22 protein-coding genes and 1 pseudogene (1 of these 23 only partly in view) are annotated in these 22112 nt (G+C 73.1%); 9 read left to right on the forward strand and 14 right to left on the reverse strand.

The genetic code is table 11. The features are described 5' to 3' along the window. From ACSUPT_RS05485 to ACSUPT_RS05495, 3 genes are all read left to right on the forward strand, one after another. A protein-coding gene (locus ACSUPT_RS05485; protein WP_351965519.1) for a sporulation protein crosses the window boundary here: on the forward strand, positions 1–139 show its 3' end. 644 nt of this gene lie to the left of the window's left edge; 139 of the gene's 783 nt are visible here — the last part of the coding sequence; its start codon lies beyond the left edge, outside the window; it ends in the stop codon at positions 137–139. 55 nt (positions 140–194) lie between these two features. Continuing rightward, on the forward strand, positions 195–734 hold the full coding sequence (locus ACSUPT_RS05490) for a YbhB/YbcL family Raf kinase inhibitor-like protein (protein WP_403500748.1): 540 nt from the start codon (positions 195–197) through the stop codon (positions 732–734). A 153-nt stretch (positions 735–887) separates the two neighbouring features. Then, positions 888–1409 carry an HNH endonuclease gene (locus ACSUPT_RS05495; protein ID WP_351965517.1) on the forward strand — a complete coding sequence of 174 codons (522 nt, stop codon included), beginning with the start codon at positions 888–890 and terminating at the stop codon, positions 1407–1409. Between the two features lie 60 nt (positions 1410–1469). Here ACSUPT_RS05495 and ACSUPT_RS05500 read toward each other — a convergent pair whose 3' ends face one another. The 4 genes and pseudogenes from ACSUPT_RS05500 to ACSUPT_RS05515 all read right to left on the reverse strand — a co-directional run bounded on the left by ACSUPT_RS05500 (position 1470) and on the right by ACSUPT_RS05515 (position 4718). Then, positions 1470–2240 (reverse strand): sulfite exporter TauE/SafE family protein, encoded by a 771-nt coding sequence (locus ACSUPT_RS05500; protein ID WP_436946174.1) that lies wholly within the window; start codon positions 2238–2240, stop codon positions 1470–1472. A gap of 102 nt (positions 2241–2342) precedes the next feature. After that, complete coding sequence (locus ACSUPT_RS05505; RefSeq protein ID WP_351965516.1) at positions 2343–3278, reverse strand: SPFH domain-containing protein; 936 nt, start codon at positions 3276–3278, stop codon at positions 2343–2345. A gap of 129 nt (positions 3279–3407) precedes the next feature. Next, positions 3408–3836 carry an NfeD family protein gene (locus tag ACSUPT_RS05510; RefSeq protein ID WP_351965515.1) on the reverse strand — a complete coding sequence of 143 codons (429 nt, stop codon included), beginning with the start codon at positions 3834–3836 and terminating at the stop codon, positions 3408–3410. Positions 3837–3925: 89 nt separating this feature from the next. Next, positions 3926–4718: pseudogene (locus ACSUPT_RS05515) on the reverse strand (ABC transporter ATP-binding protein). Between the two features lie 147 nt (positions 4719–4865). Between ACSUPT_RS05515 and ACSUPT_RS05520 the strand changes: the two are divergent. Further along, positions 4866–5654 carry a hypothetical protein gene (locus tag ACSUPT_RS05520; RefSeq protein WP_351965513.1) on the forward strand — a complete coding sequence of 263 codons (789 nt, stop codon included), beginning with the start codon at positions 4866–4868 and terminating at the stop codon, positions 5652–5654. A 139-nt stretch (positions 5655–5793) separates the two neighbouring features. On the opposite strand, the gene ACSUPT_RS05525 is transcribed toward ACSUPT_RS05520, so the two are convergent. Together ACSUPT_RS05525 and ACSUPT_RS05530 are read right to left on the reverse strand one after the other, a co-directional pair. After that, complete coding sequence (locus tag ACSUPT_RS05525) at positions 5794–6477, reverse strand: response regulator transcription factor (protein ID WP_351965512.1); 684 nt, start codon at positions 6475–6477, stop codon at positions 5794–5796. After that, positions 6470–7615: a GAF domain-containing sensor histidine kinase gene (locus ACSUPT_RS05530; protein ID WP_351965511.1), complete on the reverse strand. Its 1146-nt coding sequence runs from the start codon at positions 7613–7615 to the stop codon at positions 6470–6472. Before ACSUPT_RS05530 ends, ACSUPT_RS05525 begins: the two co-directional genes overlap by 8 nt. A 432-nt stretch (positions 7616–8047) precedes the next feature. On the opposite strand from ACSUPT_RS05530, the gene ACSUPT_RS05535 reads away from it, so the two are divergent. Further along, complete coding sequence (locus ACSUPT_RS05535) at positions 8048–8809, forward strand: transglycosylase SLT domain-containing protein (protein WP_436943559.1); 762 nt, start codon at positions 8048–8050, stop codon at positions 8807–8809. A gap of 68 nt (positions 8810–8877) precedes the next feature. On the opposite strand, the gene ACSUPT_RS05540 is transcribed toward ACSUPT_RS05535, so the two are convergent. Then, on the reverse strand, positions 8878–11487 hold the full coding sequence (locus tag ACSUPT_RS05540; protein WP_436943561.1) for an FHA domain-containing protein: 2610 nt from the start codon (positions 11485–11487) through the stop codon (positions 8878–8880). Positions 11488–11750: 263 nt separating this feature from the next. On the opposite strand from ACSUPT_RS05540, the gene serB reads away from it, so the two are divergent. Continuing rightward, on the forward strand, positions 11751–12959 hold the full coding sequence (serB, locus tag ACSUPT_RS05545; protein WP_436943563.1) for a phosphoserine phosphatase SerB: 1209 nt from the start codon (positions 11751–11753) through the stop codon (positions 12957–12959). A gap of 110 nt (positions 12960–13069) precedes the next feature. Here serB and ACSUPT_RS05550 read toward each other — a convergent pair whose 3' ends face one another. The 4 genes from ACSUPT_RS05550 to ACSUPT_RS05565 form a co-directional block, all read right to left on the reverse strand. Further along, positions 13070–13588, reverse strand: coding sequence for a SixA phosphatase family protein (locus tag ACSUPT_RS05550; RefSeq protein WP_351965507.1), 519 nt, complete (start codon positions 13586–13588; stop codon positions 13070–13072). 129 nt (positions 13589–13717) lie between these two features. Beyond that, positions 13718–14035: a hypothetical protein gene (locus tag ACSUPT_RS05555; RefSeq protein ID WP_436943565.1), complete on the reverse strand. Its 318-nt coding sequence runs from the start codon at positions 14033–14035 to the stop codon at positions 13718–13720. Positions 14036–14247: 212 nt separating this feature from the next. Continuing rightward, positions 14248–14364, reverse strand: coding sequence for an SGM_5486 family transporter-associated protein (locus tag ACSUPT_RS05560; RefSeq protein ID WP_351965505.1), 117 nt, complete (start codon positions 14362–14364; stop codon positions 14248–14250). A gap of 18 nt (positions 14365–14382) precedes the next feature. After that, positions 14383–15894, reverse strand: coding sequence for a CynX/NimT family MFS transporter (locus tag ACSUPT_RS05565; RefSeq protein WP_436943566.1), 1512 nt, complete (start codon positions 15892–15894; stop codon positions 14383–14385). A gap of 167 nt (positions 15895–16061) precedes the next feature. Here ACSUPT_RS05565 and ACSUPT_RS05570 point away from each other — a divergent pair, with 167 nt between their 5' ends. Beyond that, positions 16062–16754 (forward strand): FadR/GntR family transcriptional regulator, encoded by a 693-nt coding sequence (locus tag ACSUPT_RS05570; RefSeq protein ID WP_361658081.1) that lies wholly within the window; start codon positions 16062–16064, stop codon positions 16752–16754. Here the strand turns inward: ACSUPT_RS05570 and ACSUPT_RS05575 are convergent. From ACSUPT_RS05575 to fabG, 3 genes are all read right to left on the reverse strand, one after another. Further along, positions 16720–17115, reverse strand: coding sequence for a hypothetical protein (locus tag ACSUPT_RS05575; protein WP_399217475.1), 396 nt, complete (start codon positions 17113–17115; stop codon positions 16720–16722). The two genes, ACSUPT_RS05570 and ACSUPT_RS05575, sit on opposite strands and share 35 nt — an antisense overlap. A 147-nt stretch (positions 17116–17262) precedes the next feature. After that, complete coding sequence (gene fabI / locus ACSUPT_RS05580; protein ID WP_361658078.1) at positions 17263–18054, reverse strand: enoyl-ACP reductase FabI; 792 nt, start codon at positions 18052–18054, stop codon at positions 17263–17265. Between the two features lie 5 nt (positions 18055–18059). Continuing rightward, positions 18060–18779 carry a 3-oxoacyl-[acyl-carrier-protein] reductase gene (fabG, locus tag ACSUPT_RS05585; RefSeq protein WP_351965501.1) on the reverse strand — a complete coding sequence of 240 codons (720 nt, stop codon included), beginning with the start codon at positions 18777–18779 and terminating at the stop codon, positions 18060–18062. A gap of 387 nt (positions 18780–19166) precedes the next feature. On the opposite strand from fabG, the gene ACSUPT_RS05590 reads away from it, so the two are divergent. Both ACSUPT_RS05590 and ACSUPT_RS05595 read left to right on the forward strand, forming a co-directional pair. Next, on the forward strand, positions 19167–20720 hold the full coding sequence (locus ACSUPT_RS05590) for a TldD/PmbA family protein (protein ID WP_351965500.1): 1554 nt from the start codon (positions 19167–19169) through the stop codon (positions 20718–20720). Next, positions 20717–22108, forward strand: a complete 1392-nt coding sequence (locus ACSUPT_RS05595) for a metallopeptidase TldD-related protein (protein ID WP_403500771.1) — start codon at positions 20717–20719, stop codon at positions 22106–22108. The genes ACSUPT_RS05590 and ACSUPT_RS05595 overlap by 4 nt, the downstream gene beginning before the upstream one ends. Positions 22109–22112: the final 4 nt, after the last annotated feature.

Raw genomic sequence — 22112 nt, forward strand, 5'->3', positions numbered from 1 at the left:
GAAGGGCGGGCTGTTCGCCGAGGGCAGCGACTCGTACCGGGCGTTCGTGGTGGGGCTGGACGACTACCGGAGCACCGACTGGGCGGCGTACCTGAACCAGTGGCTCGCCGATGTCGGCGGGCGCCGCAACTGGCTCTAGGCTCGGGTTTCGACGTTCGAGGTTGTGACGTTCCGAAGCGATCGGAGGTTCTGACGTGGCCGAGGCGAAGAGGCCGCCGCTCCCCCACGACTTCCACCCGGAGGTGCCGTCGTTCACGGTGGTGAGCGACGACGTGGCGCCGGGCGGTGTGCTGGCGGACGCGCAGGTGTACGCGAAGGGCAACACGTCGCCGCATCTGCGGTGGGAGGGTTTCCCGGCGGAGACGAAGAGCTTCGCCGTGACGTGCTTCGATCCCGACGCGCCGACCGGCAGCGGCTTCTGGCACTGGGTGCTGTTCGACATCCCGGCGTCGGTGACGGAGCTGCCGGCGGGCGCGGGCGGCGGGAAGTTCGAGGGGCTGCCCGAGGGCGCGATGCACGTCCGCAACGACTACGGGACGCGGGACTTCGGCGGTGCCGCGCCGCCGGCCGGGGACGGCCCGCACAGGTATGTGTTCACCGTGTACGCGGTGGACCAGGAGAAGCTGGGGCCGGACGACGGGGCGTCGCCGGCGGTCGTCGGCTTCAACCTGCGCTTCCACACGCTGGCGCGCGCACAGCTGATCGGGGAGTACGAGACACCCGCGGAGGGCTGAGAGTTCGCCCGCCGTTCGCCCGCTCCTGGCCCGTACGAGGCCGGGGGCGGGCATTTTTCGTTCCGCGGATATTGCGTTGTCCCGTTCGGTGCCGCCCCGACAGAGTTGGTCCAGGCACGTCAGGGGGACGGCCGGCACACGGAGGTGGGCGCAATGCGGGACACGCTGGTTCTCAACGCGAGCTTCGAGCCGCTGTCGACGGTGTCGCTGCACCGGGCGGTGGTGCTGGTGCTGCAGGACAAGGCCGTCGTGGAGCAGGCGCATCCGGGGCTCCGGCTGAGGGCCGCCGCGATGGAGCTGCCCGTCCCCCAGGTGATCCGGTTGTGCCGGTACGTACGGGTGCCGTTCCGAAGACACGCGCCGTGGTCGCGGCGGGGGGTGCTGGCGCGGGACCGGCACCGGTGCGCGTACTGCGGGCGGCGGGCGACGACGGTGGACCACGTCGTACCGCGGTCGCAGGGGGGTGCGGACAGCTGGCTGAACACGGTGGCGTCGTGCGCGGAGGACAACCACCGCAAGGCGGACCGCACGCCGGAGGAGGCGGGGATGCCGCTGCTGCACCGGCCGTTCGTGCCGAGCCCGGCGGACGCGATGCTGCTGTCGCTGCGGGCGGGTGAGCGGGCGGAGCTGCCCGAGTGGCTGACGGCGCAGCGTCCGGAGGCGGCCGCCGCGTGAGTGCCTGGCCGTGTGGGGAGGGAGCCCGTTCCCGGTTCGCCGGGGGCGGGCTCCCGTCGTTCACCGGACGGCGAGCTGGATGATCGCGGCGCTGCCGATGGCGACGATCAGGGCGCGCAGCACCTTGGCGGGGAGGCGGCGGCCGACGCGGGCGCCGAGCTGGCCTCCGATGGTGGAGCCGACGGCGATGAGGGCGACGGCGGTCCAGTCGAAGTCGGCGGCGAAGACGAAGAACAGGGCGGCGATGGTGTTGACGACGGCGGCGAGGATGTTCTTGGTGGCGTTGAGGCGCTGGAGGCTGTCGTCGATGAGCATGCCCATGAGGGAGAGGTAGATGATCCCCTGGGCCGCGGTGAAGTACCCGCCGTAGACGCTGGCGAGGAGCATGCCGGTGAAGAGGAGGGGGCCGCCGTGGCGGGGGGCGTCGGTGGCGCCGTCGCGTTCGCGGCGGGCCTGGACGGCGCGGGTGATGCGCGGCTGGAAGACGACCAGGACCAGGGCGAGGGCGACGAGGACGGGGACGATCGTCTCGAAGGCCGTGGAGGGCAGGACGGTCAGGAGGACGGCGCCGCAGAGGCCGCCGATGGCGGCGGCGATCGACAGGCGCAGGACGCGGTCGCGCTGGCCCTTGAGTTCGGCGCGGTAGCCGATGGCTCCGCTGATGGAGCCGGGGATCAGGCCGAGGGCGTTGGAGACCGTGGCGGTGACCGGCGGGAGGCCGGTGGCCAGGAGGACGGGGAACGTGATGAGCGTGCCCGAGCCGACGATCGTGTTGATGGTGCCCGCGCCGATGCCGGCCGCGAAGACGGCGAGCATCTCCCAGTACGTCACTGTGCCCCCGTGCGGATCGGTGGTGGATGAACCGATCATGCACGAGGGCACGGGGGTGAGTCGACAGGGGTCCGGTGGGTGGGCGGTGCGCCGGGGGCCGGGTCAGTCGACGGGCGGGTTCTCCCGGCGCTGCTCCTTGGCGGAGGTGTCGAAGCCGGGGGCGCCGTTGCCGAGGTTGCCGAAGGCGCCGGAGAGGCCCTTGAGGGCGTCGCCGATCTCGCTGGGGACGATCCAGAGCTTGTTGGCGTCGCCTTCGGCGATCTTCGGGAGCATCTGGAGGTACTGGTAGGAGAGGAGCTTTTGGTCGGGGTCGCCGGCGTGGATGGCCTCGAAGACGGTGCGGACCGCCTGGGCCTCGCCCTCGGCGCGCAGGGCCGCGGCCTTGGCCTCGCCCTCGGCGCGGAGGATGGCGGACTGCTTCTCGCCCTCGGCGGTGAGGATCTGGGACTGGCGGACGCCTTCGGCGGTGAGGATGGCGGCGCGCTTGTCCCGTTCGGCGCGCATCTGCTTCTCCATCGAGTCCTGGATGGAGGTGGGCGGCTCGATGGCCTTCAGCTCGACGCGGTTGACGCGGATGCCCCACTTGCCGGTGGCCTCGTCGAGGACGCCGCGGAGGGCGGCGTTGATCTCCTCGCGGGAGGTGAGGGTGCGCTCCAGGTCCATGCCGCCGATGATGTTGCGCAGGGTGGTGACGGTGAGCTGCTCGATGGCCTGGATGTAGCTGGCGACCTCGTAGGTGGCGGCTCGGGCGTCGGTCACCTGGTAGTAGATGACGGTGTCGATGTTGACGACCAGGTTGTCCTGGGTGATGACCGGCTGGGGCGGGAAGGGGACGACCTGTTCGCGCAGGTCGATGCGGTTGCGGATGGTGTCGATGAACGGGACGACGATGTTGAGGCCCGCGTTGAGGGTGCGGGTGTAGCGGCCGAAGCGCTCGACGATGGCGGCGCTTGCCTGGGGGATCACCTGGATCGTTTTGATCAGGGCGATGAAGACAAGCACCACCAGAATGACCAGAACGATGATGACTGATGGCATCGTGCTCTCCGTGCCCTTCGCTGCCGGTTGTTGTCGGTGATCGATTTTCCCAGACGGCGGGCGGTCGTGTCGGCGGTTCGGCCGGTTCTGCTGGTGAATGGCTTTTGTACGGCGGTTGTTGACGTCTCGTCACAGGACGAGTGCGGTCGCTCCGTCGATGTCGACGACGTCCACCTGGCGGCCCGGTTCGAAGACCTGGTCGGGGCTGTAGGAGCGGGCGGACCAGATCTCTCCCGCGAGCTTGACGCGTCCGCCGGAGCCGTCGACCCGTTCCACCACGACGGCCTGACGGCCTTTCAGGGCGTCCACGCCGGTGGCGTGGGCGGGTTGGCCCGCGCGGTGTCTGGCCGCGATGGGCCGTACGACGGCGAGGAGCGCGACGGAGACGACGACGAAGACGATGACCTGGGCCACCACTCCGAAGCCGAGTCCCGCGGTGAGGGCGCCCGCGACCGCCCCGACGGAGAACATGCCGAATTCGGGCATCGCGGTGATGACGAGCGGGATGCCCAGCCCCACCGCCGCGATCAGCCACCAGACCCATGCGTCGATGTCCACGTCGTCATGGTAGGTGCGCGGGGGCGTCGGGGACAGGGCGCCGGAGGGCCCGCCGGCGGGGCCCTCCGGGGTGGACGGGTGGGGGCGGGTCAGCCGAGGGGGAGGCCCTGGGCGGTGTAGCGGTCGCCGACGCGCTCGACGACGAGGGGCAGGCCGAAGCAGTGGCTGAGGTTCCTGGAGGTGAGTTCGGTCTCCACGGGGCCGGCGGCGAGCACCTTGCCCTGGCGGATCATCAGGACATGGGTGAAGCCCGGCGGGATCTCCTCGACATGGTGGGTGACCATGATCATGGAGGGGGCGTGCGGGTCGCGGGCGAGGCGGCCGAGGCGGCGGACGAGGTCCTCGCGGCCGCCGAGGTCGAGGCCGGCGGCCGGCTCGTCGAGGAGGAGCAGCTCGGGGTCGGTCATCAGGGCGCGGGCGATGAGGGTCCGCTTGCGCTCGCCCTCGGAGAGGGTGCCGAACTTGCGGTCGAGGAATCCGGACATGCCGAGGCGGTCGAGGAAGGCGCGGGCGCGGTCCTCGTCCACGGCGTCGTAGTCCTCGCGCCAGGTGGCGGTCATGCCGTACGCGGCGGTGAGGACGGTCTGGAGGACGCTCTGGCCCTTGGGGAGCTTCTCGGCCATGGCGATGCCGGCCATGCTGACGCGGGGGGCGCAGGTCGAAGACGTCGACCTTGCCGAGCTGGTCGCCGAGGACGCGGGCGGTGCCGCGGGTGGGGAAGAGGTAGGTGGAGGCGACGTTCAGGAGGGTGGTCTTGCCCGCGCCGTTCGGGCCGAGGATGGCCCAGCGCTGGCCCTCCTTGACCGACCAGGAGACCTCGTCCACCAGAGCGCGTCCGTCGCGGACCACGGATACGTCCACCAGCTCCAGTACATCGCTCATGAGCGCGTTGTCTCCCCTTGCGGTCGTTGCTTCGTCGTCGGTACGCGCGCGGTCGCCGCGGTGGGCGGCGGGCGCAGGCTCCCAGGGAAAACCTACGCCACCTGTGGTGGGACCCGTACCCGTGGGGCACTCCCTAGGCTGGGGACCATGCTTTCGGAACCACGTTCAGGACGGTTGGCCGCATGGGGGAACGCCCTGCTGGCCGGGTTGGTGTCGCCCGACGAGGCGGCGGGCGCGATCGTCGGCGACGACGCGCTGCACCGGGTGGAGGGGCTGCCGGGTGAGCCGGGGCCCGTGGGGCTGACGCTGGCGCTGGGGCGGCTGCGGTCCCTGGGCGTCACGGGGTGGCGGGTGGCGCTGCCCGCTCCGGGGCATCCGCTGGGGCTGAGCGGTCCGCCGGAGTTCAACGCGCGGGCGCTGGAGGCGGAGGAGGCCGCCGTCGGGCACGGGGCGGGGCTCGGGCTCGTACCGGAGGTGAGCGAGGCCGGTCCGGCGGGGGACGTGCACGTGGAGGTGGTGTGGCGGTGCCTGCCGGTGCGGGAGGCGCCGCCGGCGGACGTGCCGTCGCTGGGCGAGGCGGAGCGGGAGCTGGCGGAGGCGCTGCGGGAGGCGACGGTGGTGCTGACGCGGCTGAACGTGGCGGCCTCGGGTCCGGTGGCGGAGGCGGCGCTGGACGCGTACCGGGCGAGGGCGCACGCGGGGGGTGAGCTGCTGGCGCCGGGGTATCCGCCGCGGGCGGTGCGGGTGCTGGAGCTGGCGCGGCGGGTGGCGCTGCTGGTGTCGCTGGCGTACGAGAACGGGCACGGGGGCGCGGTGAGCGCGTCGGAGATGGCGGCGCGCGCGGAGGCGCTGCGGCCGGTGGAGCGGGTGGCGCGGCGTGCGCAGGTGGCGGCGTTCAACGCGTACGTGGAGGAGCGGGAGCGCGGGAGGCCCTGAACGGGCGGGGGCGGCGGCCGGCGGGGCGGGGGCGGCCGGGGCGGTGCGGTGGTGCCGGGGCTCGCTGGGGTGTGGGCCGGGGGCGGGGCGGAGCCGGGGGCCGGGAGGGTGGCGTGCCGCCCCGGCCCCCGGTGCGCGGTCAGGTGGTGAGGTTGTGGCGGACCGCCCAGAGGGCCGCCTGGGTACGGTCGGCCAGGTCCAGCTTCATGAGGATGTTGGAGACATGGGTCTTCACCGTCTTCTCGGAGAGGACCAGGGCGCGGGCGATCTCGCGGTTGGAGCGGCCGTCGGCGATCAGGCCGAGGACCTCGCGCTCCCGTTCCGTGAGGGTGCCGCCGCGGCCGCCGGAGCCGCCGTTCCCCTCCTCCTGGCTGAGCAGCGCCCCGGCCACCTCGGGCTGGAGCAGGACGTGGCCGGCGTGGACGGAGCGGATGGCTCCGGCGAGGGCGTCCGGGTCGATGTCCTTGTAGACGTATCCGGCGGCGCCGGCGCGCAGGGCGGGGACGACCGTGCGCTGCTCGGTGAAGCTGGTGACGATCAGGACCTTCGCCGGGTTGCCCAGGTCCCGCAGTCTGCGCAAGGCCTCGATGCCGTCCGTGCCGGGCATCTTCACGTCCATGAGGACGACGTCGGGGCGCAGCTCCTCCGTGCGGGCGACGCCCTCGGAGCCGTCGGCGGCCTCGCCGACGACCTCGATGTCGTCCTGGACCTCCAGGAAGGTGCGCAGTCCGCGGCGGACGACCTGGTGGTCGTCGACGAGGAGGACGCGGATGGCGCGGCCCTCCCCCGCTCGCGCGGCGCTGCCGGTCTCGTGGTCAGCCACCGGGGACCTCCATCTCGATCGTGGTGCCCTCACCGGGCGCCGAGTGCACGGTGAGCGCGCCGCCGACGCCGCTCGCCCGGTCGCGCATGGACACGAGTCCCAGGTGGCGGCCGGCGCGGCGGACGGCGCGCGGGTCGAAGCCCTTGCCGTCGTCGGTGACGGTGAGGCGGGCGCCCTGGCCGTGGCGGGCGAGGCGTACGGCGACCTCGCCGGCGCCGGAGTGGCGCAGGGCGTTGTGCAGCGCCTCCTGGGCGACGCGGAGGAGCGCCTCCTCCTGGGCGGCGGGCAGGGCCCGTATGCCGCCGCCGTCGAAGGTGACGCGGGCGGTGTGCGCGCGGTCAAGCACCTGGACGTGGCTGCGGAGGGTGTGGACGAGGCCGTCCTCGTCGAGGGCGGCGGGGCGCAGCTCCACGACGGCGGCGCGGAGCTCATCGGCGGCCTCGGCGGCGAGGGCGGCGACCTGCTGGAGCTCGCCCTTGGCGCGGGCGGGGTCGCGGTCGACCAGGGCGGCGGCGGCCTGGGCGGTCAGGCGCAGGGAGAACAGCTTCTGGCTGACGGCGTCGTGCAGCTCGTGGGCGAGGCGGGAGCGCTCCTCGGCGATGGTCAGCTCGCGGCTGCGCTCGTAGAGGCGGGCGTTGGTGAGGGCGATCGCGGCGTGCTGGGCGAGGATGCCCAGCAGTTCCTCGTCCTCGGCGGTGAAGCCGCAGCCGCCGTCGGGTGAGGGGCAGCGCTTGTTGGCGAGGAACAGGGCGGCGATCGTCTCGTCGCCGTCGCGGACCGGCAGGCCGAGGAAGTCCGACATGTCGGGGTGGGTGCTGGGCCAGCCCTCGAAGCGGGGGTCCTCGCGGACGTCGGCGAGGCGCTCGGGCCGCTCGCTGTGGAGCATGGCGGCGAGGATGCCGTGCTGCCGGGGCAGCGGGCCGATGGCCTTCCACTGCTCGTCGCTGACGCCGTCGACGACGAACTGGGCGAAGCCGCCGTGGTCGTCGGGGACGCCGAGGGCGGCGTACTCGGCGTCGAGCAGGTCGCGGGCGGAGGCCACGATCGTCTTGAGGACGTCGCGGACCTCCAGCTGCCGGCTCATCTCCAGCAGGGCCGTGCTCACCGCGGCGAGGCCGGAGCGGGGTCGGTCGGTCATGCGTTCACCGTACCGACGCGGAGTGACGGCCCGTATCCGCCTGTGGGCGGCGGTGTCTGGGTCGCGGGGCGTAGGCCCTCCGCCGGATGCTCCCCGATGCCCGCGGATGCCCGGAAATGCGCCTTACGCAACGCATTGCTTGCGCAACAGGCGGTGAGGTCGGCGGAGTGCCGGTGTGAGGCCGCGCATAGGGCCCAGATCACGTACGAAACTCCGTAGTGGAGCCGTACCCGGGCCGATCAGTGCTGGTCGGGCGCGTGTGGTGGGGCGGCTGAGAGGTCGGGGACCGGCCGCTGATCCACTACCCCGGGTCGTACGTCACACCTTTGCCACGGGTTTTTGCGGCCGCTAAGAATTGCTGGCGTCGCCCGCCAAGCCAGGCGCAACGCCGCCCCGGCGTGCGACTCCCGCGATTCGAAGAGGTACGACTGTATGTCCCCGTCCAGTACTCCTGGTCTCAGCCGTCTCAAGAAGAACCACAAGCTGTCCCTCGCCGGCGTGGCCGCCGTCGCCGCCGCCGCCGTGTCCTTCTCCCTGGTCCCGAGCGACGCCTCGGCCGAGGCGGAGGTCAAGGAGGTGGCCGCCGCCCCGGCCGCCGCGTGGAGCGGCTACCGGACCGCGGAACTGCAGGCCGGCATCGCCGGGCAGAAGTCGGCGTTCGAGCTGCAGGCCGCCACCGAGGCGAAGGCGAAGGCCGAGGCCGCCGCCAAGGTGAAGGCGCAGGCCGCCGCGAAGGCTAAGGCCGCCAAGGCCAAGGCCGCCGCCCAGGCGAAGGCCGCCGCCCAGGCCAAGGCGAAGGCGGAGGCCGCCGCCAAGGAGCGCGCCGCCGCCAAGGCCGCCGCGAGCCGCGCCGCCGCGCGCACGCCGGTCTTCGCGAACAACCTCGACGGCTGGATCCGCGAGGCGCTGCACATCATGAAGAAGCACAACATCCCGGGTACCTACGAGGGCATCCACCGCAACATCATGCGGGAGTCCAGCGGCAACCCGAACGCGATCAACAACTGGGACATCAACGCCCGCAACGGCGTCCCGTCGATCGGCCTGCTCCAGGTCATCAAGCCGACGTTCGACGCGTACCACGTCCCCGGCACCAAGAAGAGCCAGTGGGACCCGGTCGCCAACATCGTCGCCGCGTGCAACTACGCCGCGGACCGGTACGGCTCGATGGACAACGTGAACAGCGCCTACTGATCCCGCCTGGCACGCACAAGGGCGGCACCCCCGCGGGGGTGCCGCCCTTCACGCGCGCGCGGCGCGGGTCACTTGCGCATGACCTCCGGCTCGTGGCGGCGCAGCAGGCGCGCCACGACGAAGCCGAGGGCGAGGGCCATGACGAGCAGGACCGACACGTTCATCGCCCACTGGCCGGCCGTGCTCTCCCACAGCGGGTCCAGGTCGGTGGGGTTCTTGTGGTCCCACGGCGGCATGAGGTGCGCCAGGTCGAGCGTGGAGCCCGCGCCGGCGATGGCCCAGCGGGACGGCATGAGCCAGGCGAACTGCTCCAGGCCGGGCGAGCCGTACACCTTGAACAGGATGCCGGTGAAGACGACCTGGACGATCGCGAACATCACCAGCAGCGGCATGGTCTTCTCCGCGGTCTTCACCAGGGAGGAGATGACCAGGCCGACCATCATCGAGGTCAGGCCGAGCGCGATGACGACGACGCACAGCTCGACGGCGGGCGGCATGATCAGGCCCTCGGCGGGCAGCTCGCGCGGGGTGAAGCCGATGGCGCAGATGATGACGCCCTGGAAGGCCGTGATGAGGCCGAGGACGATCACCTTGGACATCAGGTACGCCGAGCGGGACAGGCCGGTGGCGCGTTCCCGTTCGTAGATCACCCGTTCCTTGATCAGCTCTCGTACGGAGTTGGCCGCGCCCGAGAAGCACATGCCGACCGCGAGGATGAGCATGATCGTGCCGGCGTCGCCGTTGAACCGGGACGGCGGGGTCGGCGGGGCCAGGCCGAAGTCGGCCGGGATGACCACGGAGACCGCTCCGAGGACCGCCGGGAGGATGACCATCAGGGCGAGGAAGCCCCGGTCGGAGGCGATCACGGAGACGTACCGGCGGATCAGGGTCCACAGCTGGGCGCCCCAGCTCTGCGGCTTGGGCGGCCGGGCGGCGGACTGCACCGGCATCTGGACCGGCTGCGCGGCGACGGCGTCGATGTCCGCCGCGTACAGCTGGTAGTGCTGGGAGCCCTTCCAGCGGCCGGCCCAGTCGTAGTCGCGGTAGTTCTCGAACGCGGAGAAGACGTCCGCCCACGACTCGTACCCGAAGAAGTTCAGCGCCTCCTCGGGCGGGCCGAAGTAGGCGACGGAACCGCCCGGCGCCATCACCAGCAGCTTGTCGCACAGCCCCAGCTCGGCGACGGAGTGGGTGACGACGAGGACCGTGCGGCCGTCGTCGGCCAGGCCCCGCAGCAGCTGCATCACGTCGCGGTCCATGCCCGGGTCGAGGCCGGAGGTCGGCTCGTCCAGGAAGATCAGGGACGGCTTGGTCAGCAGCTCCAGGGCGACGGAGACGCGCTTGCGCTGGCCACCGGAGAGGGAGGTGACCTTCTTCTCCTTGTGGATGTCGAGCTTCAGCTCGCGCAGGACCTCGTCGATGCGGGCCTCGCGCTCGGCCGCGGCGGTGTCGCCGGGGAAGCGGAGCTTGGCCGCGTACCGCAGCGCCTTCTGGACGGTCAGCTCCTTGTGCAGGATGTCGTCCTGCGGGACCAGGCCGATGCGCTGGCGCAGCTCGGCGAACTGCTTGTACAGGCTGCGGTTGTCGTAGAGGACGTCGCCCTGGTCGGCGGGGCGGTAGCCGGTGAGCGCCTTCAGGAGCGTCGACTTGCCGGAGCCGGAGGGGCCGATGACGCCGATCAGCGACTTCTCGGGCACGCCGAAGGAGACGTCCTTCAGGATCTGCTTGCCGCCGTCGACGGTGACCGTGAGGTGGCGGGCGGAGAAGGAGACCTCGCCGGTGTCGACGAACTCCTCCAGGCGGTCGCCGACGATCCGGAACGTCGAGTGGCCGACGCCGACGATGTCGTTCGGGCCGATGAGGACGGTGCCGGACTTGGCGATCGGCTGGCCGTTGACGTACGTGCCGTTGTGCGAGCCGAGGTCGCGCAGTTCGAAGCGGCCGTCGGGGTGCGCGGTGAACTCGGCGTGGTGGCGCGAGACCTGGAGGTCGGAGACGACCAGTTCGTTCTCGAGCGCGCGGCCGATGCGCATGACGCGGCCCAGGGCCAGCTGGTGGAAGGTGGTGGGGCTGCGGTCCCCGGCGTGCGCGGGTGCGGCCGGTGCCTGGCGGGGTGCGGCGGCGCCCTGCTGGTGCGGGATCTGCTGGTGCGGGGCCTGCTGCTGGTTCTGCTGCCAGGCGGGCTGCTGGTGGTGGGCCTGCTGGGGCGGCTGGTGGGTCTTCTGGAGCTCCTGGTGGTGCTGTTGCGGCTGGTGCGGCTGCGGCTGGTGGTGCTGCTGCGGCTGCTGGGGGGTCTGGGCGGCGGGTGCCGGCTGGCCGGGCCAGGGCTGCTGTGCCTGCGGCGCCTGGTACGCGCCGGCGGGCGCGGCGTCGGCGGCGGGCGCGGCGGCGCCGGTGAAGTCCAGCCGGGGGCCGTCGGTGGCGTTGCCCAGGTGCACGGTGGCACCGGGCCCGATCTCCAGCTGGTGGATCCGCTGGCCCTGCACATAGGTGCCGTTGGTGGAGCCGTGGTCTTCGATGACCCAACTCCGGCCGCCCCAGCTCACCGTGGCGTGCCGCCACGAGACCCGTGCGTCGTCGATCACCACGTCACCCTGCGGGTCGCGCCCGAGGGTGTACGACCTGGACGGATCGAGGGTCCAGGTCCTTCCGTTCAGTTCCAGTACGAGTTCCGGCACTCCATGCCCCACGTAGTTGTCCCCCGAGGTACCCCCGTCGCTGGGAGTCTAGGGATGGCGAACATCGAGGAGGAACTATTTCAGGCCGGGTCCCCGATCCGAAAGTCGGGCGGTGTGAAGACATGATTCCACCACGGACGTAAGCCTCATGGCTGTGGTTCGCCCCTGACGCCGGGCGGTTCGGGGGTCCGCGCGGGACGCGATGTCCGCAGGGCGGGACAGGGGCGGTGGGCGTGCGGCCGGGCGGATACGGTGGAGGGACCATGAGCGCATCACAGACCTCAGACGTCCCCACCCTTCTTGTGCAGATCTTCGGGAAGGACCGCCCCGGCATCACCGCCGGGCTGTTCGACACCCTTGCCGCGTTCTCCGTCGACGTCGTCGACATCGAGCAGGTCGTCACGCGCGGCCGTATCGTCCTGTGCGCGCTCGTCACGGAGCCGACGGTCAGCACGGAGGGCGAACTGCGGGCCACCGTCCACAGCTGGGCCGAGTCCCTGAAGCTCCAGGCGGAGATCATCTCCGGTACGGGCGACAACCGGCCCCGCGGTCACGGCCGTTCCCATGTGACCGTCCTCGGCAACCCGCTGACCGCGGAGAACTCCGCGGCCATAGCGGCCACCATCACCCGCGCCGGCGGCAACATCGACCGCATCTTCCGCCTGGCCAAGTACCCCGTGACGGCGGTGGAGTTCGCCGTGTCCGGCGTGGAGACCGAGCCGCTGCGGACCGCGCTCGCCACCGAGGCCCACGAGCTGGGCGTGGACGTCGCCGTGGTGTCGGCCGGGCTGCACCGCCGGGCGCAGCGGCTGGTGGTCATGGACGTCGACTCGACGCTCATCCAGGACGAGGTCATCGAGCTGTTCGCCGCGCACGCCGGGTGCGAGGACAAGGTCGCGGAGATCACGGCCTCGGCGATGCGGGGCGAGCTGGACTTCGAGCAGTCGCTGCACGCGCGGGTGGCGCTGCTGGAGGGCCTGGACGAGTCGGTCGTGGACAAGGTGCGCGCCGAGGTGCGGCTCACGCCGGGCGCCCGCACCCTGATCCGTACGCTGAAACGACTCGGCTACCAGGTGGGGGTCGTCTCCGGCGGGTTCACGCAGGTCACGGACGACCTGAAGGTGCGGCTGGGCCTGGACTTCGCCTCCGCCAACACGCTGGAGATCGTCGACGGGAAGCTGACCGGCCGGGTGACCGGCGAGGTCGTGGACCGGGCCGGGAAGGCGCGGCTGCTGCGCCGGTTCGCGGTGGAGGCCGGTGTGCCGCTGGCGCAGACGGTGGCGATCGGGGACGGCGCGAACGACCTCGACATGCTGAACGCCGCGGGCCTGGGCGTGGCCTTCAACGCGAAGCCGGTGGTCCGCCGCGCCGCCGACACGGCGGTCAACGTGCCGTTCCTGGACACCGTGCTTTACCTGCTGGGCATCACCCGCGAGGAGGTCGAGGCGGCGGACGTGGCCGAGCCCGCCTGACCGGCGCCCGGCCGGACGGGCCGGGGACGTGCGACGGCCCGGACACCGTGGTGTCCGGGCCGTCGGCCTACCCGCCCGCCGCGCGCGGTCGGGCCGGGGTCACGCGCGGCTCACGCGTGGGGCGCCCAGAAGTCGACCAGCCTGGCGACGCCGTGCTCCACGGACTTCCACTCGCCGTCGAACGTGAGGACGGCGAGGGCGGAGGTCGGGAAGCCGCTGCGGTTCATCCGGGGCAGGATGTCGCCCTCGGCCTCACCGGCGAGGGCGTCCGCGAGGGCGTGGATACCGGGGTTGTGCCCGACGACGAGGAGGTCGTCGACGTCCTCGGGGGTCTCGTTGAGCAGGGCGATCAGCTCGCCGAGTGAGGCTTCGTAGATCCGCTCGTCGTAGACGGTCCTGGGCCGCTGGGGCAGCTCGGAGACCACCAGCTTCCACGTCTCGCGGGTGCGTACGGCGGTCGAGCACAGGGTCAGGTCGGGGGTGATGCCGGCGCTCGCGAGCCGACGGCCGGCGAGGGGCGCCTCCTGGCGGCCCCGGTCGGCCAGCGGACGCTCGTGGTCCGCGTCCTGGGACCAGTCGGCCTTCGCGTGCCGGAGTAGCACGATCCTGCGAGGTGTATCGACGCTCATGTCCCCAGCTTCGCACGAAACGGACCTTCTGGCGCAGGGTGTTGGAGCGTTCGCCCGGCGCGGGTGAGGGGCCGGGGCGGCGGGGGCGCGGGCGCGTCCGGACCGCGCGGGCGACCCCGGACGCGGCGGCTACGGCGCGACGGTGTGGCGGACTTGTTCGAGGAACCGGCCGACGGCGGGGCGCCCCTCCGGCGCGGGCGGCTGCGCCGTGGTGTGGAGCAGGAACAGCGCCGTGAACGCGGCGGCGGGGAGGGCTATCGCCCACCACGGCAGCCGGGCGCCCGCCCCGGTGGCCGCCTTCGAGGCGGCGGGCGCGGCGGCGACGGCCCCGGCGCGCGTGCGCGCGGTGGCGGCGGCCCGCGCAGGCGCGACGGCCCCGGCGTGCGCGGGGGTGGTGGCCGCGGCGGGGGCGGGCGCGTGGCGTCGGGCGGGTGTACGGGCCGGCATGGCCGCCTCCGTGGTCGTCGCGGGGTCCGTGGAGCGTGGTGGTTCCACGCTACGCAGGCGCCGGGCGGCGGCCCATGGGGTGATCCCCCCATATGTCCCTGGGAACGCCCCCTAGGGGACGGGGGGACAACCCCACCCCCGCGACCGCGTCGGGCGGGGGCGGGCGGGTCAGGCGCGGACCGGCGGCACGGCGCGCGGTCCGCGCGGCGGGGTCACGGGGAGGCGATCGTGGCGACGATGGCGATCACCACACCGATCGCGAGCATCGCGCCGAAGACGCCGAGGAGCTTCTTCTGACCGTTCTGAGGGTTCGGGTCGAGCACAGGCATGGACCCAGTCTCGCACCCTCAGTTCCCGTCCTCGACGGTGCGGTCCCGTCCGGCGAGCACACCGGCCGCCATCTGCGGCACCATCAGCCCGGCCATCAGCGCGAGCGGCGCGGTCCAGCCGCCGCTGTGCTGGTACAGGGCGCCCACCAGGATCGGTCCGGGCACCGAGAGCAGGTATCCGGCGCACTGCGCGAACGCGGACAGCCGTACGACGCCGGTGCCCGTCCTGGCCCGCATGCCGATCATGGTGAGGGCGAGCGGGAACGCGCAGTTGGAGACGCCGAGCAGCACCGCCCACAGCCAGGCCCCGGCGGCCGGCGCGGTGAGCAGCCCGGCGTACCCGGCGAGGCCCGACAGGCCCAGGGCGATCACGATGGGCCCCTGGTGCCGCATTCGGCCGGCGACGCGCGGGATGACGAAGGCCAGCGGAACGCCCATGACCATGGTGACGGCCAGCAGGACGCCGGCCGTGCCGGCGGGCACTCCCGCGTCGCGGAAGATCTGCGGCAGCCAGCCCATGGTGATGTACGCGCCCGTGGCCTGCAGGCCGAAGAAGCAGGCGAGCGCCCAGGCCGTGCGGCTGCGGGCCATGCGCGGGCCCGCGGGGGCGGCGGGGGCGGTCGCCGGGACGGCCGGGGCCCCGGCCGACGCGTCGCGCGGGGTGGTGGGGGACGCGGGTGCGGGCGGGGTGGTGGCCGCCGTGGCGGGGGCGTGGCCGGGGACCGCGGGGTGCGCCGTGGCGCGGTGGTCCCGTACGACCGGAATCCAGGGCAGGACGGCCAGCGCGGCCAGGGCGGCCCACACCGCGAGGCCCGTCTGCCAGCCGCCGCCGAGGGCCGCGGTGAGCGGGACGGTCGCGGCGGCCGCGAGGGAGGTGCCGAGGGCGAGGGCCATCGAGTACAGGCCGGTCATCGTGCCCACGCGGTCGGGGAAGTACCGCTTGACGATGACGGGCATCAGCACGTTGCTGAGGGCGATGCCCATGAGGGCGAGGGCGCTCGCGGCGAGGAAGCCCGGCGTGCCGCCCGCGAAGGGGCGGAGCAGCACGCCCGCCGCGATGGCCGCCATGCCCGCGCACACCACCGCCGCCGGGCCGAAGCGGCGGGCGAGGCGGGGCGCGGCGACACCGAAGACGGCGAAGCACAGCGGCGGTACGGAGGTGAGCAGCCCGGCGACGCCGCCGCTCATGTGGAGGCCCGTGCGGACCTCCTCCAGGAGGGCGCCCAGGCTGGTGATGGCGGGGCGGAGGTTGAGCGCCGCGAGGACGAGGCCGACGACGAGGAGGCGGCGCAGCCAGACGCCGGAGGGGGTGCGCGGGGCCGCCGCCGCTCGCGCGGGGGCCGCCGCCGCTCGCGCGGGGGCCGCCGCCGCGCCGTCGGCGGCCGCCGGTTCCCCGGTGCGCCCCGGCTGCCCGGGGGCCGCCGCTCGCCCGGTGGCCGCCGGTTCCCCGGTGCGCGCCTCGGGCGGGGCGGCGGGCCGTGGGGTCGTACGGACGGGGGTCTGCGTGGGGGTGTGCGGCTCGTCGGACATACAGCCATCATAGAATCATGGGATGATTGGTTGTCCAATCCTGAACGAACCTTGAACGGCTGCGGGCCGTCCCGCCGGTGAACCCCGGCGGCCGGTCCCGCTCCCCGTCCGCCGCTTCCCCCCGTACGCTCCCTGCGTCCCGCCCCTACGACTCCGAGGAAGCACCCATGGCGCTCAGCTCGCCCCGCCGGTCCGCGCTCTCCGACCAGGTGATCGCGCAGCTGCGGAACCAGATCACGTCCGGCGAGTGGCCGGTCGGCTCCCGTATCCCCACCGAACCGGAGCTCGTCGAGCAGCTGGGCGTCGCCCGCAACACCGTCCGCGAGGCGGTCCGGGCCCTCGCCCACAACGGGCTGCTCGACATCCGGCAGGGCTCGGGCACGTACGTCATCGCGACGAGCGAGCTGGCCGGCGTGATGCACCGCCGCTTCGCCGACGCCGACCCGCGGCATGTCGCGGAGCTGCGCTCCACGCTGGAGGCGTCGGCGGCGCGGCTGGCGGCCGGGCGGCGCACCGAGCGGGACCTGAGGCAGCTCGACACGCTGCTCGCTCGGCGGGAGGAGGCGTGGGCGACGGGCGACGCGGACGTGTTCGTGGCGGCCGACGCGACGTTCCACCTGGCGGTGGTGGCGGCCTCGCACAACGACGTGCTGATCGAGCTCTACGCCGACCTGGGGCATCTGCTGCGGGCCTGGCTCCGCGACGACGTGGGGCAGCGGCTGCGCCCGGAGCACCACATGGACCACGGGCGGCTGGTGGAGGCGATCCGCGCGGGGGACGCCGAGACGGCGGCGGCCGAGGCGGCGGGCTACCCGTTCCTGTGCCTCAGGAGCCCGGAGCCGGAAGCGGGTCGTGGCTGATCCACGCGGCCCGGACCTCCTTCCAGCACCGCTCGCCCAGCTCGACGTACGCGGTGGGGGGCACCTCGACCGGCGCGCTGTCGGCGTCCACGTCCCACCAGCGGGCGCACTCGACGTGCAGGCGCACCCGGTCGGTGCGGGGATAGGGGTTGTGGCAGTACGCGGTGACGGCGGAGCCCTCGACCTCCGTGCGGCACGACGCGCCGGTGTGCCCGGCCGGCGCCGTGTCCCGCGCGTCCGCCGCGGCGGGGCCGGTCAGCGCGGCGTGGCCCGCCAGCAGCGCGGCGGCGGCGAGGAGCGGGACGCGGAGGCGGCCGGCGGCCGGACCGGCCGGCCGGTGGTGTCGGAGTCGTATCGCCACGGCCACACCCTCCTCCCCGGGCGCCGGGGACTGGGGCCACCCGGCTTTCCCAGTGTGCCGCAGACACGCCGAGGCCGCGCGCCGATCGGGTGACGGTCACGCGGCCTCGTCGAGGAAACGCCTGGTCAGGCGGGGTGGTACGGGGTGTCAGGCACCCATGATGTGGACGCCGCCGTCCACGTGGATGATCTCGCCCGTGGTCTTCGGGAAGAAGTCCGAGAGCAGGGCGACGACACCGCGGCCGGCCGGCTCCGGGTCGGACATGTCCCAGGCGAGCGGGGAGCGCTCGTCCCAGACCTTCGCCAGGTCGCCGAAGCCCGGGATGGACTTGGCGGCCATCGAGCCGAGCGGGCCGGCGGAGATCAGGTTGCAGCGGACGTTCTGCTTGCCGAGGTCGCGCGCCAGGTAGCGGTTGGTGGCCTCCAGGGCCGCCTTGGCCGGGCCCATCCAGTCGTACTGCGGCCAGGCGAACTGCGCGTCGAAGGTCAGGCCGACCACCGAGCCGCCGCCCTCGCCGGGGGCGCCGTCGGACGGGACCATGAGCGGCAGGCAGGCCATCGTCAGCGACTTCAGCGAGAACGCCGAGACGTGCATGGCCGTGGAGACCGACTCGAACGGCGTGTTCAGGAAGTTGCCGCCGAGGGCGTCCTGCGGGGCGAAGCCGATGGAGTGGACGACGCCGTCGAGGCCGCCGAGCTCCGCGCGGACGATGTCCTCGACGCGGGCGAGGTGCTCGTCGTTGGTGACGTCCAGCTCGAAGACCTTGGCCGGCTTCGGCAGCTTCTTGGCGATGCGCTCGGTGAGGGTGGGGCGGGGGAACGCGGTGAGGATGACCTCGGCGCCCTGCTCCTGGGCCACCTTGGCGGTGTGGAACGCGATGGAGGACTCCATCAGCACACCGGTGATGAGGATGCGCTTGCCCTCGAGGATTCCGCTCATGTGACTCAGTGACCCATGCCCAATCCGCCGTCAACGGGGATGACGGCTCCAGTGATGTACGAGGCGTCGTCCGACGCCAGGAAGCGCACCGCGGCCGCGATCTCCTCAGGCTGCGCGTAGCGGCCCAGCGGCACCTGCGAGACGATGCCGGCGCGCTGCTCGTCGGTGAGCACCTTCGTCATGTCGGTGTCCACGAAGCCGGGCGCGACGACGTTGAAGGTGATGTTGCGGGAGCCCAGCTCACGGGCGAGCGAGCGGGCGAAGCCGACGAGGCCGGCCTTGGAGGCGGCGTAGTTCGCCTGGCCCGCCGAGCCGAGCAGGCCGACGACGGACGAGATGAGCACGACGCGGCCCTTCTTGGCGCGCAGCATGCCGCGGTTGGCCCGCTTCACGACGCGGAAGGTGCCCGTGAGGTTGGTGTCGAGGACGGAGGTGAAGTCCTCCTCGGACATCCGCATGAGCAGCTGGTCCTTGGTGACGCCGGCGTTAGCGACGAGGACCTCCACGGGGCCGTGCTTCTCCTCGATCTCCTTGTAGGCGGTCTCCACCTGCTCGGAGTCGGTGATGTCGCACCGGACGCCCAGGCAGCCCAGCTCGACCAGCTCGGCGGGCGGCTCGCCGGACCGGTAGGTGAACGCGACCTTGTCGCCGGCGTCGGCGAAAGCGCGGGCGATGGCGAGGCCGATGCCCCGGTTGCCTCCGGTGACGAGAACCGAGCGGCTCATCGGATCACCCTTTCGATAGCGGTCTGGTACGCGTCGAAACTATCGCCACGACCGGCCTTCGACCGAATCCGGCCTCGACAGCGCCTCGGTTCCCTGGCTGTTGGATCTCTACAGTCGGCCTGGGCTCCGGACACCGCGGGAACACCGGCGGCGGGGGCTCCGGACACCGCGGGAGCAGCGGCGGCGGGGCTGCCCGGTCGCCCGCCGGGGCTACGAGTCGCCCGCCGGGTCCGCGCAGCCGGCGTCCGGGTCCGCGCAGTCGGCGTCCGGGTCTGCGCAGCCGGCGGCCGGGTCTGCGCAGCCGGCGGCCGCCTGCGCCATAGTGATCGCCGTAGTGGAAGACGAACGACGCGACCATGTGTGACGTGTGTGAAGGGAAGGCCGCCTGTGGCCCATGACATCGATGAGGCGTTCCTCGCCCTGCCCTTGCGGGCGCTCGCGGACGCGGCGCTCGCCCGGGCGCGGGCGCTGGGCGCCGACCACGCAGACTTCCGGTTCGAGCGGGTGCGCAGCGCCTCGTGGCGGCTGCGGGACGCCAAGCCCGCCGGGTCGTCCGACACGACGGACCTCGGGTACGCGGTGCGGGTGGTGCACGGCGGGGCGTGGGGGTTCGCGTCGGGCGTGGACCTGACCATGGACGCCGCCGCGAAGGTCGCCTCGCAGGCGGTGGCCATGGCGCAGCTGTCGGCGCGGGTGATCGCGGCGGCGGGCAGCGACGTGGGGGCACCCCCTGGACGAAGTCCTTGGGGGAGGGTGGAGCTGGCGGACGAGCCGGTGCACGCGGAGCGGACGTGGGTCTCCTCGTACGAGATCGACCCGTTCACCGTGCCGGACGCGGACAAGAGCGCGCTGCTCGCGGAGTGGAGCGCCCGGCTGCTGCGCGCGGACGGGGTGGCGCACGTGGACGCGTCGCTGCTGACCGTCCACGAGAACAAGTTCTACGCCGACACGGCGGGGACGGTCACCACGCAGCAGCGGGTCCGGCTGCACCCCCAGCTGACGGCGGTGGCGGTGGACGCGACGAGCGGCGAGTTCGAGTCGATGCGGACGCTGGCGCCGCCGGCCGGGCGCGGCTGGGAGTACCTGACCGGGACCGGCTGGGACTGGGACGCGGAGCTGGAGGAGATCCCGGCGCTGCTGGCGGAGAAGATGCGCGCGCCGAGCGTGGAGGCGGGGACGTACGACCTGGTCGTCGACCCGTCGAACCTGTGGCTGACCATCCACGAGTCGGTCGGCCACGCGACGGAGCTGGACCGGGCGCTCGGCTACGAGGCGGCGTACGCGGGCACGTCCTTCGCCACCTTCGACCAGCTGGGGACGCTGCGGTACGGCTCGCCCGTGATGAACGTGACGGGCGACCGGACGGCCGAGCACGGGCTCGCGACGATCGGGTACGACGACGAGGGCGTCGAGGCGCAGTCGTGGGACCTGGTGAAGGACGGGGTGCTGGTCGGCTACCAGCTGGACCGGCGGATCGCGCGGCTCACGGGGCTCGGGCGGTCCAACGGGTGCGCGTTCGCGGACTCGCCGTCGCATGTGCCGGTGCAGCGGATGGCGAACGTGTCGCTGCTGCCGGAGCCGGGCGGCCTGTCCACGGAGGACCTGATCGGCGGGGTCGAGCGGGGCATCTACGTGGTCGGCGACCGGTCCTGGTCGATCGACATGCAGCGGTACAACTTCCAGTTCACCGGTCAGCGGTTCTTCCGCATCGAGAACGGCCGGCTCACCGGCCAGCTGCGGGACGTGGCGTACCAGGCGACGACGACGGACTTCTGGGGCTCGCTGGAGAAGGTCGGCGGCCCGCAGACGTACGTCCTGGGCGGCGCGTTCAACTGCGGCAAGGCCCAGCCGGGCCAGATCGCGGCGGTCTCGCACGGCTGCCCGTCGGCCCTGTTCCGGGGCGTGAACATCTTGAACACCGCGCAGGAGGCCGGTCGATGAGTCGGGTGAGCAAGCCGTACGAGATCGTCGAGCGGGCGCTGGAGCTGTCCCGCGCGGACGGGTGCGTGGTCATCGCGGACGAGCACTCCTCGGCGAACCTGCGCTGGGCGGGCAACGCCCTGACCACCAACGGCGTCACCCGGGGCCGCACCCTCACGGTGATCGCCACGGTCGACGGGGCGGAGGGCACCGCGTCCGGTGTGGTGTCCCGCTCGGCGGTGACGGCCGACGAGCTGGAGCCGCTGGTGCGGGCGGCGGAGGCGGCCGCGCGGTCGGCGGGCCCCGCCGAGGACGCGCAGCCGCTGGTCGCCGGGGTGCCGGAGTCGCCGGACTTCCGGGACGCGCCGGCGGAGACGTCGTCGGCGGTGTTCGGGGCGTTCGCGCCCGCGCTGGGCGAGGCCTTCGGCCGGGCCCGCGCGGGGGGCCGCGAGCTGTACGGGTTCGCCAACCACGAGCTGACGTCCACGTACCTGGGTACGTCGACGGGGCTGCGGCTGCGGCACGACCAGCCGAACGGGACGCTGGAGCTGAACGCCAAGTCGCCGGACCGTTCGCGTTCGGCGTGGGCGGGCCGGGCGACGCGCGACTTCGCGGACGTGGACCCGCTGGCGATGGACGAGGACCTGGCGCGGCGCCTCGGGTGGGCGCGGCGCCGGGTGGAGCTGCCCGCGGGCCGGTACGAGACGCTGCTGCCGCCGACGGCCGTGGCGGACCTGCTGATCTACCAGCAGTGGTCGGCGGCGGCGCGGGACGCGGCGGAGGGCAGGACGGTGTTCTCCCGGCCGGGCGGCGGTACGCGCGTCGGGGAGCGGCTGGCGCCGCTTCCGCTGACGCTGCGCAGCGACCCGGCGGAGCCCGGCCTGGAGTCGGCGCCGTTCGTGATCGCCCACTCGTCGGGCGACGACGCGTCCGTGTTCGACAACGGGCTGCCGGTGGAGCCGGTCGAGTGGATCAGGGAGGGCCGGCTGGAGCGGCTGGTCACGACCCGGCACACCGCGGCGCTGACCGGTTCGCCGGTGGCGCCGGGCGCCGGGAACCTGGTCCTGGACGGCGGGGACGGCCGGTCGCTGGAGGAGATGGTCGCGGGGACCCGCCGGGGGCTGCTGCTGACGTGCCTGTGGTACATCCGCGAGGTCGACCCGGCGACGCTGCTGCTGACCGGGCTCACCCGGGACGGGGTGTACCTGGTGGAGGACGGCGAGGTGGTGGCCGAGGTGAACAACTTCCGGTTCAACGAGTCGCCGGTCGACCTGCTGGGCCGGGCCTCCGAGGCGGGCCGTACGGAGCGGACGCTGCCGCGCGAGTGGGGCGACTGGTTCACGCGGGCCGCGATGCCGCCGCTGCGGGTGCCGGACTTCCATATGAGTTCGGTGAGCCAGGGGGTGTGACCCA

The organism is Streptomyces sp. SudanB25_2051 (assembly GCF_964272635.1).
Lineage (GTDB): Bacteria > Actinomycetota > Actinomycetes > Streptomycetales > Streptomycetaceae > Streptomyces.